This window comes from Nostoc sp. ChiQUE02 (genome assembly GCF_034531305.2).
Lineage (GTDB): Bacteria > Cyanobacteriota > Cyanobacteriia > Cyanobacteriales > Nostocaceae > Nostoc.
Genome location: NZ_JAVRBN020000011.1, coordinates 101,259 through 121,758 on the forward strand (window position 1 = coordinate 101,259; position 20,500 = coordinate 121,758).

Genomic DNA, 20,500 nt, shown 5'->3' on the forward strand with positions numbered 1-20,500 from the left:
GATACCCTGCAAGAAAGTGGGCGGTCTTTTAACTCAGCACTCAGCACTGAATGGCACTTTTATTAGTAACTAGAGGATGAGGTGATGACGGATTTTATTGAATCAAATTTCAATGTTGAGAGCGGACAACCTCAACTGAGTTTGAGTAAAGATGCTGCGCGTAATTTGTCCACGACCACCAAATCTGCACCGCAGACACAGGAAATTACCTCGCGGTGGTTGTTGAAGATGTTGCCGTGGGTGCAGACGAAGGGTGGCACTTATCGACTGAATCGTCGGTTGACCTATACCGTGGGTGATGGGCGGTTGAGTTTCTCCAACACCGGAGCTGAGGTGCAGGTGATTCCCCAGGAACTTGGTGAGTTGCCCTTGCTGCGAGGGTTTGACGACACCGAGGTGCTAAGGGCGTTGGCAAGTCGGTTTGTTCAGCAGGAGTTTGCACCTGGTGATATCATAGTCCAGTCAGGTCAGCCAGCCAATCAGCTTTTCTTGATCGCACATGGCAAGGTAAACAAGATTGGTATTGGCAAGTATGACGAGCAGCCTCTATTGGATATGCTAGCTGACGGTGATTATTTTGGCGATCGCGTGTTGGTGGATTCAGAAAGTAATTGGAAGTTCACGGTCAAGGCTGTGACCCGATGCACGGTATTGGCGCTACCACAACAGGCATTTCGGGAACTGCTCAACCAGTCACAAGCGTTGCAGGCTCAGGTTGAGCAGTTTCGGACTCGCGCCGAACTTCCACAAAACAAGTATGGGGAAGCTTTGATCGCGTTGTCAACCAGTCATAGCACAGAGACGACGTTACCGGGGACATTTGTTGACTACGAACTCTCACCCCGCGAATATCAGTTAAGCATTGCTCAGACTATGTTGCGAGTGAATACTCGTGTTGCGGATCTGTACAATCAACCGTACAACCAGACGGAAGAACAATTGCGGCTGACAATTGAGGCATTGCGGGAACGTCAAGAATACGAGTTGATCAACAACCGCGAATTTGGATTGTTGCACAACGCCGACCTCAAACAGCGCATCTACACCCGCAGCGGTCCCCCCACTCCCGATGACCTGGATGAACTGGTCACCCGTCGGCGGAAGTCGAGGTTCTTCCTGGCTCATCCTCGCACTATTGCAGCCTTCGGTCGCCAGTGCAACCGTCTGGGCATCTATCCAGACACCATCGACATGGATGGGAGCAAGATAATCACGTGGCGCAATGTACCGATTCTGCCCTGTAACAAGATCCCGATTACCAAAAACCAGACCAGTTCTATCCTTATACTCCGCACTGGTGAAAAAGATCAGGGCGTCATTGGCTTACATCAAACTGGTATCCCCGACGAATACCAACCCAGTTTGTCCGTCCGATTCATGGGCATCAGCGAAAAGGCCATTATCTCCTACCTCGTCACCGCCTACTACTCCGCAGCTGTCCTCGTCCCTGACGCACTTGGCATCCTCGAAGATGTCGAAATTGGGCGCTGAGGGAAGGGTTAGCGCATCTAGACACTAAGGAGATAACCAAGTATCTGTAGCGATTTGCAAACATTGGGGTATGGCGTAAATACATTACTTTTTCAGTGCCAGAGTTAAGCCATCTGCGATCGCTACTACACTAAGATTAACTCGCTGGTCTTGATGCAGCTTTTGATTAAAGGCACGAATTCTTTTAGTTCTGTTATCTTGCGCTTGCGGGTCGGCAACTCTGCCTGACCAGAGGACATTATCGATCGCAATCAGTCCCCCCGGTCGCACTAATTGCAGCGATCGCTCATAATAGCCATCATAGTTGCTCTTATCTGCATCGATGAAGGCAAAATCAAAAGTTTCCGCTTCTCCAATTGTGAGTAGCCGATCCAAAGTCTCCAAAGCTGGGGCAATGTGCAGCTGAATTTTATCCGCAATTCCTGCTTGCTGCCAATAACGCCGAGCGATCGTTGTAAATTCGTCACTAATATCACAGGCTACCACTTGACCGTCACTCGGTAACGCCAATGCCACCACCAGGGAACTATAACCTGTAAATACCCCAATTTCCAAAGTTTTCTTAGCTCCCAACAACTGCACCAGCAACGCGAGAAGCTGCCCCTGTTCGGGAGCAATCTGCATTCTACCTATTGGATACTGGGCTGTTTCCTGTCTCAGTTGGGTCAAAATTTCCGGTTCTCGGAGAGAGACTGACAGTAAATATTCATATAAATTTTGTTCGAGTCCTAGTGTTTGAGTTGTCATGATATTCGGCATTGGGGATGAGCTTTTGATGCTTGCTGACGAGTCTTTGAACTTTCCTTCTCCTTAAAATAAGTAATATCTTTGAAATCGAACTCGCTATGATGAGCAAAGCGATCGCTCAGAATATTTTACGTAGGTGGACATAATTAAATATAAAATTCCAGCAAGTGAAATCCACCCAAAAACTGGCTTTTGCTTTCTGCCTCCTACTTAGATCATGCCAAACCTCAAAGAAGATGATAACGCCCTGCGCGAGGTGTTGACCCAAGCCAAAACCATTGCTGTTGTTGGTCACTCTGATAAACGCGATCGCACCAGTTATCAAATCGCCCAATTTTTGCGGCAGTCAGGCTATACAGTCTATGCCGTCAACCCCCTAATTAAAGAAATTGACGGTCAACCTAGCTATGCTGCACTCCAAGAAATACCCGAACCCGTGGACATTGTTAACGTGTTTCGCCGTTCTGAGTATTTATCAGAAATTATAGATGAAGCAATTTCCATCAACGCCAAAACTGTGTGGGCGCAATTAGGTGTCTGGCATCAAGCATCAGCACAAAAAGCTGTAGATGCAGGACTGAAAGTGGTGATGGATGCCTGTATCAAAATAGAGTATCTGCGTTTGCAGGTAGATTCAACAGGGAATGTCTAATTTTCCATCTATCATTATGCGTACAGATTACTCTAACAGCCATCTAGATTGTAATGATTATGCAAGAAACCATCGCCCAAACATGTAGAGATATTGCATACCAAGCCTTTACTTGAGTTACTTGCTTAAACCCTTCTAGAATAAAAACTATTGTTGGGAATTTTATTACTAAACTTGTTTTTATTCTGGGAGGTATGATGAGCCGTCCAATAATTCTTGGTATTGTAGGTGACAGCGCTGCTGGAAAAACAACACTAACGCGAGGAATCGCTCAGGTACTCGGCCCAGAGAATGTTACGCTTATTTGTACAGATGATTATCACCGTTACGATCGCCAACAACGTGCAGAAATTGGGATCACTGCCCTTCACCCCGACTGCAATCACTTAGATATTATGCAGCAACATTTGTCGCTGCTACGCACAGGACAGCCAATTCTTAAGCCAGTTTACAGTCATAAAACCGGCACATTCGAGCCACCGCAGTATATCAAGCCTAATAAATTCGTGATTATTGAGGGATTACTCGGTTATTCAACCCGTGCGGCTCGCGATTCCTATGATGTTAAAGTTTATCTTGCTCCTCCAGAAACACTACGCTCTAAGTGGAAAGTGAAACGAGACACGCAAAAGCGGGGCTACACTGCTGAACAGGTGCTGGCGGAATTAGAAAAACGCGAACCAGATTCAGCAGACTTTATCCGTCCGCAGCGGCAATGGTCTGATATAGTAATCAGTTTCTACCCACCCACCGGGGAAGATGATGAAACCAATGGACATCTCAATGTCCGTCTGGTATTACGTCCGACAATTCCCCATCCAGATTTTACCCAGATTGTCAACTCTGGCTATGGTAATTCTGACTCAGCGATTCGCTTGGGGCTAGACAGAGATATGAGTAAGCCTGTAGATGTCTTAGAAGTTGATGGCCATGCAAACTTAGACCAGGTGAATAAGCTAGAGCATATTATTTGTTCTGATATGCCCCATTTACGAAATATTTGCGATCGCGAAAGTAATCCAGAACTGGGTAAAATTGCTGGTACAACTGGAGAAACACTGCAAAGTTATCCTCTGGCTCTGACTCAGTTGATCATTACCTACCACATGCTGAAAGCAACGCAAATTTATCAGTAATCAGCGAAGATGGAGGGGTTTAACGGGTTTGCGATCGCATGTAGTGTTGGGCTGCTGAATTATACGATGCCTATGGCGGTAAACTACGCACTTTGCTTACTCAAGCTTTGAGATATTACTCATGATTCCGACTTGACGGGGGCTTGCAGCAATTCAATATCTTTAATTTGAAGAATACCACTACTCTCAAATTGCACAATGATTTGGATTTTGGCAGCATCTGCTTCTTTTTTAAAATAGGCACGCACTTTGTAAGGCTGAAAATTTTCCTCTGGTGAAACTCCTCTACCCCATGAAGTTGTTCTCAGTCCGCCCGATTCTCGTGGTCTACCTACACCCAAACTCACTGCAATTGATTTTTCTGTGTTTAGCGCTTTCGCATTAAAGTGACAAGCAAGAACACACTCTTGAACATCGGGTTCTGCAATTTCAAACAAGATGACTTTTCGCAAAGGATCTGTACTATTAGTTAGAAAGCGCTGACTATTATCGTCATAAGCTTCAATTTGCCAACTTTCTCCGACAATTGCAATGCCTCCCTTCGTGACTATGGAATCGGCAGGTGTGAATCGGCGAATCAGCACAAATGGCTCTGCGGGTTCGGGAATAGCGAGGGGTTTTTCTAGCTCCTTAAGGGCTTCCTTAGCTTTAGAGAGAATAAAATTTGTCAGATTGTTGAATAGCTCGTCAAACATAGCGTAGTTTACTGCCGTAGGCATCGCCCTAAATTATATTATTTTTAGTATTCCCTTTGAAATAGTAGCCTTTTGTCATATTTGGGCGTTCTTGTTCATCCGCTCAAACATCCTTTATTACGTCTGATTTACGACTTTACGATTTTTGTCTGTGACAATATAAAGCGATGCCTACGGCGGTAAACTACGCACTTTGCTAATTACTCAAATTTCAGGTATTGCTCATGATTGTTAATTTACAGGCGCTTGCAGCAATTCAATATCTTTAATTTGAAGAATGCCACTACTCTCAAATTGCACACTGATTTGAACTGTGGCAGCATCTGCTTCTTTTTTTAAATAGGCACGCGCTTCATAAGGCTGAAAATCTTCCGTTAGTAAAACTTCTGTTGGCCAGAATTCCCTCATTGTGCCCCACTGTCCCGTTCTCCGAAAACCTAAGCTAACTTTAATTGGTTTTTCTGTGTTTAGCGCTTTCGCGTTAAATTGACAAGCAAAAACACACTCTTGGATATCGGGTTCTGCAACTTCAAACAAGATGACATTTCGCAAAGGATCTGCACTATTTGTAAAAAAGCTCTGATTATTATCGTCATAAGCTTCAATTTGCCAGCTTTCTCCGACAATTGCAATACATCCCCTTGTCACCGTGGAATCGGCAGGTGTGAATCGACGAATCAGCACAAATGGCTCTGCGGGTTCGGGAACGCCGAAACGTTTTTGCAGATCGTTACCGACTTCTTGAATTTTAGAGTCAATAAAACCTTTGAGATTGTTGAATAAATCATCGAACATGGCGATCGCCCTAAATCATCTTTTTTTAGTCTTCCCTTTAAAAGTTGCAAATGAAATTACCTATACAAACTTATCAAGGTTAAAGATTTTCTCAAATAAAGATGATTTTGAGAGCAAACAAGGGATAACTAAGGATAGTTCTATGTGTGGTGCTATTTTCTTAGTTTAATATGACCTATTGCCTCAGAATTGCTGACCTACCTACAAATGAGCGTCCGCGTGAGCGATTAATGACGCATGGTGCAAAAATTTTAGCCACAGCGGAGTTAATTGCAATTCTTCTAGGCACTGGTCAAGGGCCAGGAAAACTATCTGCTGTGGGTTTGGGACAATATATCTTGAGCGAATTAGGCAAACACCAACGCGATCCTTTGGTAGTTCTGCGGGAAGTTAGCCCTGCTGAGTTGATGCAAATTTCTGGTGTTGGCCCGGCGAAGGCGACAAGTATTTTAGCAGCAATTGAATTGGGTAAACGCGCCTTTCAATCACGTCCCAATGATGGCACATTAATTGATAGCCCACTTGCTGCTGCTGCTACCCTCAGCCAAGATTTGATGTGGCAGATACAAGAACGTTTTGCAGTGGTGCTGTTAGATGTCAAGAATCGTTTGCTGGGTACGCAAGTAATTACCATTGGCACAGCAACCGAAACCTTAGCTTCTCCCCGTGATATTTTTCGAGAAGTTATTCGTCAAGGCGCAACGCGGGTAATAGTTGCCCACAACCATCCTTCTGGGAACCTTGAACCCAGCCAAGAAGATATAGAATTAACGCGCCAGTTGTTAGCAGGGGCGCAGCTTTTGGGCATTCCAGTACTAGATCATCTGATTTTGGGCAATGGCAATCATCAGAGTTTACGGGAACTGACAACCTTGTGGGATGAACATCCGCAAGGGGATTAGTGAAAAAGCAGGGGGGCAGGGGAGCAGAGGGGCAGGGGGCAGGGGGGACAAGAGGTGAGAACTTGCAACAACTTTTTCCCATTGTCCCCAATTCTCCTTGTCCCTGCCTTAATTATTTACGCCGACCTACTTATTACTTACTTTCCTGCATATTTCTAACTAGTTTTGTTACTAGTTTTCTGGGAGTAAATCTTACAGATTCAGCCAGGAGTTTATTTTTAATTCCAGGAACAACAACAGTTTTGTTTTCCAATAGACCACGATAGCCGATCTGGGCTACCGTTTCCGCAGTCATAATTTTTTGACCGCTTACCAACTTTGAATCTTCCATTGCAGCTCTTTGTTGAAAACCAGATTCGGTAGGACCTGGACAAAGCGCCGTTACAGACACACCTGTATCTTCTAATTCATTAGCGATCGCTTCTGTGAACGACAAGACATAGGCTTTGCTAGCGTAGTATACTGCCATCAGCGGCCCTGGTTGAAAAGAAGCAGTCGAAGCCACGTTTAATATTTTTCCAGACCCTCGTTTAACCATACCCTTGAGGAATAACTTGGTTAAATGTGTGAGACATAAAACATTAACCTGTAGCATTTGCAGTTCAGCATTGACGTCAATTTCGTGAAACAATCCATAGGTAGCAAATCCAGCATTGTTCACCAGCACATCAACTCTGATAGATGCTTGTTCTAGCTCAGTGAAAATTTCTTCTGGGGCTGATGGGTTGGATAAATCCTTGGAAATAACTTTGACGCCAATACCAAATTTATTTTTAAATTCATTGGCGATTTTATTCAGCTTTTCCACGCTTCTAGCTACCAACACCAGATTGTAACCATCCTGAGCAAATAACTTTGCGAATTCATAACCGATGCCGCCAGATGCACCAGTAATAAGAGCTGTTTCTTTGCGATTACTCTGCATAATTTTTCCTTTCTTAACAACCTGAAAACAAATGAATCATTAGTAACCTAACGCTCTTTAACCTTGATTATTCTCTCGGCAGAATAATTAAAAAGTGCTAACCATAACTAATCACTTACTACAGAATAACAAGCAGTATTTTGCTAAACAAATATTAAAATTTACATCACTTTTTGTATGGTAATAGCTCAAAGAAACCACCCATAGGAATGTAGTCCTTTCCCCAAGATATTAACCCCCAAATAGCAAATCCAAACCACAACCAAGCCGATTGCCGCTAAAATGGCAGGACGACGCCCTTGCCAACTACGAGTGATCCGGGCGTGGAGGTAGGCAGCAAAAACTAGCCAAGTGATTAGCGCCCAAGTTTCCTTTGGATCCCAACTCCAGTAAGAACCCCAAGCTTCGTTTGCCCATACTCCACCAGCAATAATGCCAATGGTCAGGAGCGGAAAACCCAGACCAATAACGCGGTAGCTGATATTGTCAAGAGTTTCTGCAAGGCTAAGACGCTGCGGTGAAAGAGGTTGAGAATTGACGATTGGGGATGTTTTGACTTTATCTAAAACAACGGTTGTACTGCTGCTGGCTGCAAAAACAGCTACTTCTGATTGAACAACTAGCGTGGGAGATTTATGCAAGCGATACCCTCCAGTGCCTACGGAACTACCTTGTAGTTGGATATTTTGACCGCGAGTCACAATTAAAAAGGCGATCGCTAGCAGTGAACCAACCATCAACGCTGCATAACTGAGCATCATCACGCTCACATGCATCATTAGCCAATTGGATTTGAGCGCAGGTACTAGAGGTTCTGCCTTCTGCATTGAAGAGGGCAAAGTTAAAGTTGCAAAAGCAGCAATGCTCATTGCTACAGGTGCTGTAACTACTCCCACAAGATGACTAGCACTTCTGTTTTCGGCAATTAAATGGATGGTTGTAATCCCCCAAGTTAAGAAAAAGAGAGATTCATAAAGATTGCTCAAAGGAAAGTAGCCTGCTTCTAGCCATCGCGCCCCAAGTAGAGTTGCAATAGACAAATTAGCGATCGCCATCCCAGCTGTTCCTAAAGTCCATAGATAAGGTATGTCCTTAAAAGCTGCTCCCACCCAGTACAGCAGCATGGTAACAAATAGCACGGCAAACGCCCCATTATCCAACCAGTTTTCTAATCTGACTAAATCCATTGAATTTCTACCTCATTTGCAGCAACTTAGTAGTCCACCAAAGCAACTTAGGTATCGAAAAATTTAACAAAACGAAATAAGCTTTCCCTACTCCCTATTCCCCACTCTCACCCCTCAAAGTTGGCTTGACTGACTACTACTTAACAATCATATTTATTGCCATCGCGAAATTTCCAAGCGAACTGCTGCATTTGTTCCTAAGACTTTTTGCCCACGTTCAGGTAGTGGAACATTTGCAATATATGCATTTGAACTGGATTCCTGATTGGGATTTAACTTCGTTAGTGGCTCTTTTTCATCGGAATTCCAACTGTACTGTGCCTCGTATCTACTATTTGATTCGGCAACATCAGTAATTAGATAGTCAGACCACACGGGTACTTGGTCAAGATGACTGTCACGTAACCAATTCGTCTCTTGTTTTGTGAAAGAATGCAGTGCTAAACGCAGCGCATATCTACAGACATTATTGTCACTAGATGAGTTTCTTGGGATTAAAAAGGCTGTAAATAGGGGAATGGGTTTATCTGTTCTGGTTAACTCTTGTGTGATTGGGCAATAATGAGCGATCGCTTGCTCATATATGGGAATAGGAAGACCACGCAAAGCAACCCTAGTTTCCAGTTGATAAAAATTCTTGTCCAGGTCTTTTAACTCAACATTGCTCAGAGAGAGTTTCACCTGAATATCACCAAACAAAAAGCGTTGCAGGTTTTGATAACCTTCTTCCGAGTTCAATATGCCATAACGCCCACCATGAGAGCGGTGAACATAAGCACGATGAGATCCCGTGATGTAGGCTTTATCGAGCTGAACTAGACCATCACTTTTCACCCCGACTGTCTTCCGTGAAATACCAAAAGCCTCCTCATAATCATGTGCATTCGTGCCGATCAGAGAAAAAACGCGGTTTGGCGGAAATGCATTCTCTAGGCTTTGTAATTTTTCTAGCTGAAAGCCCTTAGGTAACTCAGTGGTTGGCTTGACACCAGGTGTTAAATACTGGTACATCCGTTGGGGACCAAAGTCATCAGAATTATTCAATTGGAACCGGTCTCTCAGGTCTTCAAGTAAGCCACTCCCGACTTCAAAATAAATGCCACCATGAGGTGTAGCGTAGGTAAAGAACTTGTCAATATGATCGGTAGCTTGTTGGCGTTGTTCTGGATAAATCTTTTGAATCAAGCTGCGACAAACAAGACCTCCCATTGAGTGGGCGACAAGATAAACTTTGGCAGCACCCGTCGTTTGCTTGACATTATTGATCAGGTCTCTTAAACCCTTCGCTATCTCCTCCATTTCCTGTCTGACTTCGGTCTGAGAACCAAAACTGCGTGTAGTTATATCATAAAATCGGTAAACCCAAATAGTTTTATGAAGTTGCCCAGACAATCTTTTAATCTGATTGCTTACATTCTGATTGTCAACAATCGGTTGATAACCATGATCGGTCATTAGCCGCAGCAATGGACTCTCGAAAAAAAACTTCTGAGGATTTTCTTTCTCATCTACTCGAATATGGGTTGAACCGCTATTGAATCCATAAAACGGATCATTGACCGTTTGCTCAACGTCTTTTTGTGTACCTGCATATCCACGAACGAAGATGATTGGTAAATACTGCATATATATCCTCACTATTTAATAAATATTTTTGCTCGTTCCCAGATTTAATCTGGGAACGAGTACAGAGCATCCAGACAAATTGTCTTAGAACCAAATAAATACGCTTAGATTAAGGCTTCATTCTCCCTAACCCTCTTTAAAAAGGAGGGAATTAAGCCCCCCTTTTGAAGGGGAGCCAGCGCGGTCTTCTCTACGAGACGCTTCGCGATGGGGTCTCCCCAAGTGGAGCGACTGGCGTGGGTTGGAGGGATCTTCCAGGGCTAATTATCATGAACCCAAGCATATTGGTCTTAGAACGTTTTCACAAACTCAATTAGGGCTTTCTTATCTTCATCTGGCAGATTTGAGCCAAAATAATGACCCTCATCTTCAACAAAGTCAGGAGATTTGTTAGCTCTTAAAAGCACGCGTGCCAACTTACCCTTAATTCCATCCTTGGGTTTCAAGTCTTGAAAAAGGTTGCCGATATTGAGAGATGTAATCGCTTCTCTAATATTGATGCTTGCCAGCAAATTCACAGGTGTACCTTTAGGAATAGGAATCCTAAATCTCGGATTCGGATCTCCTGGGGGAAGCTCTAACTTAGTATCTCGATCTGTCCTGCTGATAATTCCCTCACGTTTTTCAGGCCACAACAACTTTTCTATAGCATCCGTATAGGCTTCTACACGTCCTTTCACTGAAGGATCTTCGTTGTAAAGTCCTAGTGTGTTGTTGTGAAGAAGTGGTGCTGTTGCCCAAATACTCACTAGCGAAGGAGTACGGTAATATCCCAAACCGCCATCCGGTATCTTAAATTCGATGGGTTTTTTCTCATCGAAGGGGTTGTACAGCGTCAAAGTACCTGGTGACGGTAGTTCTTTGTAGGTCTTCGATGAGAACTGATCCCAAATATGCCCTTTGGCGGCATTTGTCCCTAACGATCGCGCCGCATTAGTACCAATTAGTGTGACTGGATAACGCTGGTCATCAGACAAGAAGTTGTGGTCGAGAAAATTACTACTGAGTACAGACTCTTCATACCATTTCTGAGCCTGTTCGGGGTCAGCAGCGATCGCAGCAGGTGGCTTTTTGCTGGAATGGCAACCAGCACAAGTGCTGGCAAAAACAAGCTTGCCACGTTTGAGAACTTCCTCGTCTTTAGTTAAGAACTCTTCACCACCTGGTGCATCTTTCAGGTGCATCGGCTTGATGGTTTTCAGGAATGCTTCTGCATCAGCCATGCGTGCTTCTGTCTGTCTCCAGCCTTCGCACTCCTTCCGTGCCTTTTCGATATCAAAAGGTTTTTGGGGAGTTCTGCCTAATAAAGGCTCATGAAGACTTGTCCAGTAATCGCCACACATCCCAATATTGACGTAGACGCGTAGTGAGGCATTTGCTACTCCTGTGGAGTCCGCGCCATCCTTGAGAATATGATTAACATCCTTGGTTGAACCATCGTTCATCACCTCTGGATATCTGGGGCGATCGCCTAAATTAAAAATGGCATTAATCGCATTCGGATTATTGATGTGATCGGTCGCAATCCGCGAAGTATCAGAAGTCCCCGGTTTCTGAGAGTCAAGTACTTGCTTAATAAAACTATTGTCCGCAACGCTGGTTCCAAAGAATTTGTTTTCCTTGATGTACTGATTACCCAATGCTGGTACAAGGTTTTCCCATCTTGGGTGTTCCTTGTCTTTGGGTGGGTTGAGGGGATCTAACGCTACGTGACAGATGGCACACGATTGCCCGATCAAGTAGGGAGGCTCGACTTGTGAGGTTTTGAAATACTCGTCGGGGTTCCATTTTGTCGAGTCAAAGTTGGGGTTTGGGAACTTACGCAACCCAATAACCCCAGTTGAGAGCGGGTCTTTACACTTATCTAGCAGCAATCCGTATTCATCTTTTTCTGTCGATTTTTCACATCCAGGATCGTTAATTGCGCCATAGAGTTTGAATCGCTCGTCATGCTTATCCGAGTTAATCAGCTTTAGCAGGTCAGCACCGCCACGCGTTCGCTTCGCTAAATCACGATAGTACTTGGCGTTACCGCCAGTCCATAAGTACCAGGTGCAACGACCCCGTTTCTCGGCATCTGTCAAATTCTCCTTTGTGTACTCTGGGAGATAACCGATACCTTCACAGTTATCAGGGTATTCGGTTACACCCGTATCAGAATACCCAATACTTATGGGCGCAGGTGTTTCACTATACTCATTAGCTAGAGCTGTAGGCGTTCCATAAAAGCCGCAGACTATAAACATAGCCACGAACAGGAGGAGCAGACAGCCCTTCAAAATTAGACTTGTCTTTTTCATAAAACTCTCTGGTTGTAACACCTAAACCTTCTCCACTGCACCTCACGTTTTCAGAGGTACACTAATGCTCCATCACTAATTTCCCATTTTCCGGATTTAGTCTTGGGATATTTTTGATGTTTAAAATGTACCTTACTGAGGTTCGTTATATATGAACTTACTACACAAGTTTGCAAAACGTCATTAATAAACTTTTATACATTTCTAAATCAAAATTTTAAAAAATTGTAAATTTACAACGGTGTTCAATAACGCATTTGCTATGGTTATATCGATTAACTAGGCACTTGGTTAAGTTTGTAACAAATTTTTAGGAGCTTCTTTTAAGGTTCTCTTAACCTTTTAAGAGAAATCAAAGACGAAGATTTTCATTTTTTGTAAAGGTTGTTGGTTGGTACTGTAGCTTTACAAAGTGCAAAAGTCTTTATATAACTGTGAAAACCAACAATATCGATAAACATCCATGCTGAAACCTAAGTAACAAAAACTTAACACTTAGCGATCGCATCCGAAAAGCTGCACTGTGGATTTGTAGACATAAAAAAATTGCCCTCCCAGAGACGTTGAAAATAACAGTTCTCTGGCGAGGCTATTAGTGCTACGAAGAATTCTAAAGCCGAATCCTATTGCTGAAACAACACAACAGAGGAACACATGGAAAACGATATTATCTTTGAACCATTGAGATTCCGGAATCTCACAGTCAAAAACCGGGTATTTCGCTCTAGTATTTCCGGAAGGTGGGATAACTATGATGGTTCAGGTACTCAAGCCCGGATCAACTGGGAAGAAAAGTTTGCTCGTGGTGGTGTAGGGGCTATTATTTCTTCCTTTGTCCCAGTCGCCATCCGAGGAAGAATTATGCCCAATTACGCCACTATTCATAGCGATGAGACTGTTCCCTTTTGGCGAAAAGTAGGAGAAAAAGTTCACGAATATGACTGTAAATTTATCTTGCAATTAAGTCATTCTGGGCGACAGCAGGATATCGGTGGTGTAGAAAACTTAGGGAAAAAAGCGTTAAGTTCTACCAGCAAAACTGAGCCATTCCACGGATTTCTGTGTCAAGCAATGACACTAGCAGAAATTAAAGAAACAATCCAATACTTTGCTGATGGTGCTAGACGTGTCCGTGAAGCAGGTTTGGATGGAATAGAATTGCACAGTGCTAATGGATATCTTTTTAACCAATTTCTCAGTTCTGGAATTAACGACCGTCAAGATGAATATGGTGGTTCATTAGAGAATCGAGCACGGTTTTTGCTAGATGTAATTAGAGCAATTCGCAAAGAAGTAGGCAACGACTTTCACCTGCAATTCAAAATTAGTGCTGTTGACTATAACAACGCCGTCACTTTTTGGGAAAAACCAGGTAATACTATAGAAGATTCCATCCAAGTTTGTAAATGGGCAGAAGAAGCTGGGGCTGATGGCGTTCATGTATCAACTGGTAGTTTATTTCCTCACCCACTCAATCCCATTGGTGATTTTAATTTCGATGTAATTAGTAAAACTTATGACACCATGTTGTCGAGTGGCGTAGAGACCACACGCAACTACATTTTATTTCGCAAATCATTTTTGCATCCCGTTTTTAATCTTTTATGGAATCGAGTCAAAAAGCAATTGCCTCCTCAAGCATTTAGTGGTGATGATGTAAAAGACCCCAAAATCAAGCAATTACTAGAAGAGAACCAAGGCAGAAATTTGCTGGATTCCAGAGAAATTAAAAAGCACGTTAATATTCCCGTATTATGTACTGGTGGTTTACAGCAAGCTTCTTATATTCGTCAGGCAATTAATGATCAGTATTGCGATGGCGTCACAATGGCTCGTACCCTAATTGCTAACAATGATCTAGTTAAATCCTTTCAAGCAGGTAAAGACCTGGCAGATAAACCCTGTACCTATTGCAACAAATGCCTGCTAAATGTAACTGAAAATCCCTTAGGTTGTTACGAGCAGGATCGCTTTAATAGCTATGAAGAGATGATGGCAGAAGTAATGTCAGTCTTTCATCCAACTCAGTTTACAAATTCATCTAAATAAAAAAGCGATGGGTATCACATTGACAATTTCGCTTACAGATAATCTCGACAATATAGGGAGTGTTTCATGACTGAACAAACTAACCCTACCCTACTTTCCACACCACTAAAGGGACTAGGGGGAATCTTCAAGCGGATTTGGGTTGTGATTGTGGGTGTTGTAGCAGTAGCAGTCTTTTTGCTTTGGCCTGTTTTGTCTAACTCCCCAGTGGATTATGCTGGCATTGAAAACCACTTTAAATATGGTTCAATCGGCAGCGAACCCATTAATGGCATCCCTTACTGGATTTGGAAAGTCTTACCAGAACTATTCCCAGATAAATTACCTGGGAAAGGTTATACTTCTCTGGGATTTATCAAAGAACCCGATCAAGATTTGCCTGTAGGTTTTTCGCAACGGAGAGTTTTTATTGATCGCATTGGGTTGAATTGTGCTGTATGTCATACAGGAACGCTGCGAGATACCCCTAATAGCGAACATCAAGTGATTACAGCGATGCCTGCTAACGTACTTAATTTGCAGGGATATATCAAATTCTTATCAGCAGTTGGTGTGGATGAGCGCTTTACTGCTAACCGGATGTTGCCAGAAATTGAAAAAATCAGTGGTGGTCTCAACCCCATTGAAAAATTACTTTATCGCTTTATTGCAATTCCCCAAACTAGGGATGCACTAATTAATCAAGCATATCGACTTAATTTCGTTGAAAAACAACCAGATTGGGGTCCAGGAAGAGTAGATACTTTTAATCCTTATAAAGCAATTCAATTTCATTTTCCAATGGATAAATTGCGCCAGGATGAACTGATTGGTACTTCTGATTTTCCCTCAGTTTGGAATCAAAAACCCCGTGAAGGATTGCAGTTACATTGGGATGGTAATAACACTTCCGTTGATGAACGCAACAAGAGTGCGGCATTAGGGACTGGAGTCACACCCACAACGATTGATTTGCCTCGGATTGATCGAATTGCCGATTGGCTTTGGGAACTACCACCACCAAAATATCCCTACGAAGTTAACGAAACTTTAGCGACCACAGGAAAACCACTTTTTGAAAGTAATTGTGCTAGCTGTCATGCTTTTGGTGGTGCCTATACAGGCAAAGTTGTACCAATTCAAGAAATTGGTACAGATCGGCATCGCCTAGATTCATTTACTTATGAAACTATCTCTAACCAAAATACTCTGTATGCAGGTTATCCGTGGCGCTTTAAGAATTTCCGCAAGACTAATGGCTATGCAAATATGCCTCTTGATGGTGTTTGGTTACGCGGCCCTTATTTGCATAATGGTTCAGTTCCAACACTACGGGATTTACTAGAAAAACCAGAGAACAGACCACAAGAATTCTATCGGGGCTACGATGTTATCGATAGAGAAAAAGTTGGCTTTGTCTCTGATGTAGCTGAAGAAAATGGTAAAAAGTACTTCAAGTTCGATACAAAACTTGATGGTAACAGCAATAGCGGTCACTTGTACGGCGTTGATCTTTCCCCAGAAGAGAAAGATGCAATTGTTGAGTACATGAAGAAACTTTGAAGGACACTTTAGCAAGGAGAAACCTAAGTTTATGGCAATACTTAAGTCAAAATTAGGGAAAATAATCACCTCAATTGCTGTAGTTATTGTCCTTCTTTTTGGGGTTGTAGGTTACGCGGGATGGTACAACCTTTTCCGCGAAGTTCCTAGCGAAGTTTATGAGTTACCGGAAGATCATTTTAAATATGGTTCTATTGGTACAGAACAGGCGCAAGGTGTACCGTATTGGATTTGGTTAGTATTGCCGCGCATATTTCCCGATAAGCTACCAGGACCAGGCGGTTATACTTCTTTGGGAATTACCTGGGAAGAAGGTAAAGAGCTACCAGTCGGTTTTTCTAAAAAAACAATTGGGTTTCCGAGAGTTGGGATAACTTGTGCTGTTTGTCATAATGCTACTTATCGAGAAAACCTCAAAGATAAGCCAACAATCATTGCAGCTGGGCCAGCTAATAAATTTGATTCTCAAGGCTATATCCGGTTTCTCAGTAATGCTGCTAGCGACCCCAGATTTGAACCTGACTATATCCTTGACGAAATCAAATATAGCCATGAGTTTCCCTGGTGGGAAAACCTGCTTTATCGCTTTGTAATTATTCCCCAAACAAAGAAAGGACTGCTGCAACAAAAAGCAGACTTTGCTTGGACTGATTCTCGTCCCAATTGGGGCCCAGGTAGAATTGACCCGTTTAACCCTGTGAAGTTCACTACCTTAAGGTTGCCTAAAGATGACACCATTGGGAACTCAGATATGATGCCTCTGTGGAATCAAAAGCAACACCAAAATTTTGCCCTACATTGGGATGGTTTAGAAACTTCGCTGCGAGAAACGGTGCAGACTGGGGCTATTGGTGACGGTGCAACTAAAGAGTCTCTACCAGTAGAGGATCTGCAACGGGTAGAAGATTATATTTCGGAACTACCGCCTCCCAAGTATCCGTTTGCAGTTGATGAGCAACTAGCTACACAAGGAAAAGAGATTTTTAGCAGTACTTGTGCATCTTGTCATGCATTTGGCGGCGAAAGGACTGGTAAGGTTATTCCTGTTGAAGAAGTGGGAACTGACCGCCACCGTCTAGATATGTGGACCCAGCAAGCAGCAGATACTTACAACAAATTTGCTGATGGTTACTCTTGGGACTTCAATGAGTTGCGGAAGACTAATGGTTATGTATCTGTCTCCCTTGATGGTCTTTGGTTAAGAGCACCTTATCTCCATAACGGTTCGGTGCCATCCCTACAAGACTTGTTAGAAAAACCAGAAAATCGTCCCCAATCTTTCTATCGAGGATTTGATGTCTACGACCAGAAGAAAGTTGGTTTTATTTCCGAAGGAGAAGAAGCACAACGTGTAGGTTTTAAATACGATATTAGCGTTCCTGGCAATAGTAACCAAGGACATATCTATGGCACTGATTTACCTGCCAAAGATAAACAAGCATTAGTCGAATATCTCAAAACTTTGTAACTAAGTTATGAACAAATATGCTGTTTGGTTTCGCCGCATCGTCTGGCTAGGCGTTATCCAAGATTGGGCGATCGGCTTGCCGGCGATCTTTGCACCGAATTGGTTGCTGGAATTACTCCACCAAAGACCTAGCCAAGACCCGGTATGGACTTCATTTGCTGGCTTGCTAGTGGTTCTGCTGTCGCTGTTCTACATTCCTGGAGCAAATGACCCGTACCGCTACACTGCCAATGCTGTATTAGCGACCCTTTCCCGTCCGCCTGGAGTTCTCTTCTTTTTCTTTCTTTACCCCAATGTTTATCCTGCTTTCGGGATTATTGACTTAGTTTTGTGCTTATTCCAAATTCCATTGTTGATACTGACTATGCTCAACAAACCTCAACCTTCTACCCCGGACAACGATGTTTTCGAGTATGACGGGTCTACCTACAAAGAAGTAAAAGAAGTTGGTTTTAGTGAACCCTATGGTGAACCACTGCCTTACCAACAAGGTGTAGGACTGACAACTTTTGTCCAATTGTTTAATGACGCAGCGCGGAATTTGTTTGACAGGCGAGATATCCGCCCCCATTACGACAAGCTAATCCACGCTAATGGTGTTTGCTATACAGGTCTTTGGAAAATTACTGAGGATTCACCTTATACGGGCTATTTTAGCAAAGGTTCGGAAGGTTTAGTATTTGCTCGTCTTTCCGTTGCTGGTGCTGGAATTAAACGAGGCGATCGCCGTGCTTTAGGTTTGGCTGGTAAGGTTTATCCTACCCTCAATCCTAACGAAAAGGTAAAACCGGGTAATTTCGTGACTGTCGATTATCTCACAGGCATCAAGACGAAGCATATTACCGATACTGAGTTAACTAACTTTCCTGACGTTGGCCCAGATATTGGAGCCAAACTTGTTAACCGGGTAATTTTCCGGCTAGTAGACAAGAGACCAGGGTTTCGCCAGGTCTTTCCCATCTCCACCCTCGGTGTTGAGCCAGGAAGCAAGGTCGTTACCCCAGACCTGTTTATGCTCAGAGTCGCAGAAGGCACACCTAAAATCGATGCGGAAGACTTCCGAGATGAACTCCGGCTAGAAAAGTATCCTAATCACACTTTGGTTTACACCATCAACGTCAAAAACTTCGATGAAAAAGAGTGGACGAAGTTGGGCGTAATTGAATTGAATGACTATGCCATCTGTGAAGGTTGCGATAAACGGATACATTTTTGGATTCCCCGCGACATTCCAGTACCAAAAAGAGATAACCTTGCCCGCGCTTCAGACCCTGTAGTGATTAAGTAAAGTAAATCCTATGAGCCAGCAATTTGATGTCATCGTGATCGGTAGCGGCTTTGGTGGGTCAGTAGTTACCTGCCGTTTGGCTGAATCTGGAGCGCGGGTTTTGGTGTTGGAACGCGGTCGGCGTTGGACGAAAGACCAATACCCACGTCAAGCCAAAGATGCCTGGATTTATGAACACACCCAGCCGCAAAAACATAATGGCTGGCTCGATTTACGTTTCTTTAAGGGGATGGCTGTTGCTCAGGGGGCGGGGGTTGGTGGTGGTTCTCTGTGCTATTCCAGCGTGGTTTTGGAAGCAAATCCAACGCGATTTGAGCAGGGTTGGCCACAGGAAATTACTTATAAGGAATTGCTGCCTTATTACGATCGCGTGCGGAAAATGATGGGTGTGCATCCTATACCTCCAGGACAGCATACCCAACGGGCGAAATTGATGCAACAAGCGGCGCAAAAAGTGGGGTATGGCGATCGCTTCCAAAGTATGCCCCTAGCAATCTCCTTCGATCCAGACTGGAACTACCAACTGGAAGATCCATTGAATGAAAAGCACTCGCGGCAATTTGTCAATGCCCAAGGAAAAAAACAAGGCACTTGCATCCATCTGGGTAATTGTGATTTGGGATGTGATGTCCACGCCAAGAATACCCTCGATTTGAACTATATCCCCGCCGGAGAAAATAAAGGTGCAGAAGTGCGATCGCTCCACTTGGTACGATACATTCAACCAGAAGAAGGTGGCTATCGCGTCATATTTGACCGTATCGAAGACGGTCAATTAATTCGTGGTGAAGAGAGGGGCAAAATAGTTGTCATCGCTGCTGGTTCTCTCGGTTCTAGTGAGTTGCTATTAAATAGCCGCGATAAGTACCGCACTTTACCTAAAATTAGTCAGCAGCTCGGTAAAAATTGGAGTGCCAACGCCAACGTTCTTACCCCCGACTTCTACGGCAAAGATGTTGAGGTTAGGCAGTCCATTGGCCCAACTATTACCGCAGGTATGGACTTTACTGACGGTAGCTTTGAGGGAGAAAGTTTTATTATTGAAGATGATGGCTTTCCCAACATGTTGCTTAATGCCATTAGCAGCAAACTGAATTCTGGCAAATTCAGCTTATTCGCCCTAGCTTTACGCAACCACTTGCAGCGTGGTCTGGACGAAAAGAACCCCTTAAGCAACGTTATGGTTTGGCTAGGTGCCGGTGTTGATGCAGCCGATGGACAACTTTCTCTCGGTCGTAACTGGCTCAAACCTTGGGAAACAGACTTAAAACTTGACTGGAATATTCAGCGCTCAAAGGCTGCAATTGATGCCATCCTTAACCTGCAAAAGCAACTTTCCCAAGCCAACGGCGGTAAACTTTACATTCCCTTCTACTGGTCAGTTCTCCGCAGTTTGTTAACAGTGCATCCCCTTGGAGGATGCAAAATGGGGACAACAGCTGAAGATGGCGTTGTCGATCATAAAGGAGAAGTCTTCGGCTACAAAAATCTTTACGTCGCTGATGGAGCAATTTTACCTCAAGCTGTTGGGCGTAACCCTTCCATGACCATCGCTGCTTTAGCAGAACGAGTGGCTCACTTGATGGTGAGCAACTGATCGATAGAAGGTTTCAGCAATCGTGATTTTGGGTTTGAGCTTCATCTAAGGGGAATAAGAACGTAATTCTTCTTTCTGCTTCTGCTGGGTGTGAGAATAT

Annotated in this window: 16 protein-coding genes; 9 read left to right on the top strand and 7 right to left on the bottom strand. The window is 43.6% G+C overall.

The window, feature by feature from the left end:
* The first annotated feature begins 84 nt into the window (after positions 1-84).
* Positions 85-1,491 (top strand): family 2B encapsulin nanocompartment shell protein, encoded by a 1,407-nt coding sequence (locus RM347_RS14255; RefSeq protein ID WP_322717231.1) that lies wholly within the window; start codon positions 85-87, stop codon positions 1,489-1,491.
* Between the two features lie 84 nt (positions 1,492-1,575).
* Here RM347_RS14255 and RM347_RS14260 read toward each other — a convergent pair whose 3' ends face one another.
* On the bottom strand, positions 1,576-2,238 hold the full coding sequence (locus RM347_RS14260) for a class I SAM-dependent methyltransferase (protein WP_322717232.1): 663 nt from the start codon (positions 2,236-2,238) through the stop codon (positions 1,576-1,578).
* A 217-nt stretch (positions 2,239-2,455) separates the two neighbouring features.
* Here RM347_RS14260 and RM347_RS14265 point away from each other — a divergent pair, with 217 nt between their 5' ends.
* Positions 2,456-2,890, top strand: a complete 435-nt coding sequence (locus RM347_RS14265) for a CoA-binding protein (RefSeq protein WP_322717233.1) — start codon at positions 2,456-2,458, stop codon at positions 2,888-2,890.
* A 197-nt stretch (positions 2,891-3,087) separates the two neighbouring features.
* Positions 3,088-4,026 carry a phosphoribulokinase gene (locus tag RM347_RS14270; protein ID WP_322717306.1) on the top strand — a complete coding sequence of 313 codons (939 nt, stop codon included), beginning with the start codon at positions 3,088-3,090 and terminating at the stop codon, positions 4,024-4,026.
* Positions 4,027-4,145: 119 nt separating this feature from the next.
* On the opposite strand, the gene RM347_RS14275 is transcribed toward RM347_RS14270, so the two are convergent.
* Positions 4,146-4,745, bottom strand: a complete 600-nt coding sequence (locus RM347_RS14275; protein WP_322717234.1) for a hypothetical protein — start codon at positions 4,743-4,745, stop codon at positions 4,146-4,148.
* A 207-nt stretch (positions 4,746-4,952) separates the two neighbouring features.
* A complete protein-coding gene (locus tag RM347_RS14280; RefSeq protein WP_322717235.1) occupies positions 4,953-5,516 on the bottom strand; it encodes a hypothetical protein in 564 nt (187 codons plus the stop codon).
* A gap of 170 nt (positions 5,517-5,686) precedes the next feature.
* On the opposite strand from RM347_RS14280, the gene radC reads away from it, so the two are divergent.
* Positions 5,687-6,418, top strand: a complete 732-nt coding sequence (gene radC, locus RM347_RS14285) for a RadC family protein (protein ID WP_322686525.1) — start codon at positions 5,687-5,689, stop codon at positions 6,416-6,418.
* Between the two features lie 133 nt (positions 6,419-6,551).
* On the opposite strand, the gene RM347_RS14290 is transcribed toward radC, so the two are convergent.
* The 4 genes from RM347_RS14290 to RM347_RS14305 form a co-directional block, all read right to left on the bottom strand.
* Positions 6,552-7,343 (bottom strand): SDR family NAD(P)-dependent oxidoreductase, encoded by a 792-nt coding sequence (locus tag RM347_RS14290; protein ID WP_322717237.1) that lies wholly within the window; start codon positions 7,341-7,343, stop codon positions 6,552-6,554.
* 188 nt (positions 7,344-7,531) lie between these two features.
* Positions 7,532-8,530, bottom strand: coding sequence for a c-type cytochrome biogenesis protein CcsB (gene ccsB, locus RM347_RS14295; RefSeq protein WP_322717238.1), 999 nt, complete (start codon positions 8,528-8,530; stop codon positions 7,532-7,534).
* A gap of 153 nt (positions 8,531-8,683) precedes the next feature.
* Positions 8,684-10,156: a lipase/acyltransferase domain-containing protein gene (locus RM347_RS14300; RefSeq protein ID WP_322717239.1), complete on the bottom strand. Its 1,473-nt coding sequence runs from the start codon at positions 10,154-10,156 to the stop codon at positions 8,684-8,686.
* Positions 10,157-10,446: 290 nt separating this feature from the next.
* The gene (locus tag RM347_RS14305) at positions 10,447-12,456 is read right to left on the bottom strand and encodes a hypothetical protein (RefSeq protein ID WP_322717240.1); all 2,010 of its coding nucleotides are present in this window, start codon (positions 12,454-12,456) and stop codon (positions 10,447-10,449) included.
* A gap of 654 nt (positions 12,457-13,110) precedes the next feature.
* Here RM347_RS14305 and RM347_RS14310 point away from each other — a divergent pair.
* The 5 genes from RM347_RS14310 (at position 13,111) to RM347_RS14330 (ending at position 20,400) form a co-directional block, all read left to right on the top strand.
* Entirely contained in the window at positions 13,111-14,505 is a 1,395-nt protein-coding gene (locus RM347_RS14310) for an NADH:flavin oxidoreductase (RefSeq protein WP_322717241.1), read from the top strand.
* A gap of 66 nt (positions 14,506-14,571) precedes the next feature.
* Complete coding sequence (locus RM347_RS14315) at positions 14,572-16,047, top strand: cytochrome c (RefSeq protein ID WP_322717242.1); 1,476 nt, start codon at positions 14,572-14,574, stop codon at positions 16,045-16,047.
* A 31-nt stretch (positions 16,048-16,078) separates the two neighbouring features.
* Positions 16,079-17,515, top strand: a complete 1,437-nt coding sequence (locus RM347_RS14320) for a cytochrome c (RefSeq protein WP_322717243.1) — start codon at positions 16,079-16,081, stop codon at positions 17,513-17,515.
* 7 nt (positions 17,516-17,522) lie between these two features.
* On the top strand, positions 17,523-18,803 hold the full coding sequence (locus tag RM347_RS14325; RefSeq protein ID WP_322717244.1) for a hypothetical protein: 1,281 nt from the start codon (positions 17,523-17,525) through the stop codon (positions 18,801-18,803).
* 10 nt (positions 18,804-18,813) lie between these two features.
* Positions 18,814-20,400, top strand: a complete 1,587-nt coding sequence (locus RM347_RS14330; RefSeq protein WP_322717245.1) for a GMC family oxidoreductase — start codon at positions 18,814-18,816, stop codon at positions 20,398-20,400.
* Positions 20,401-20,500: the final 100 nt, after the last annotated feature.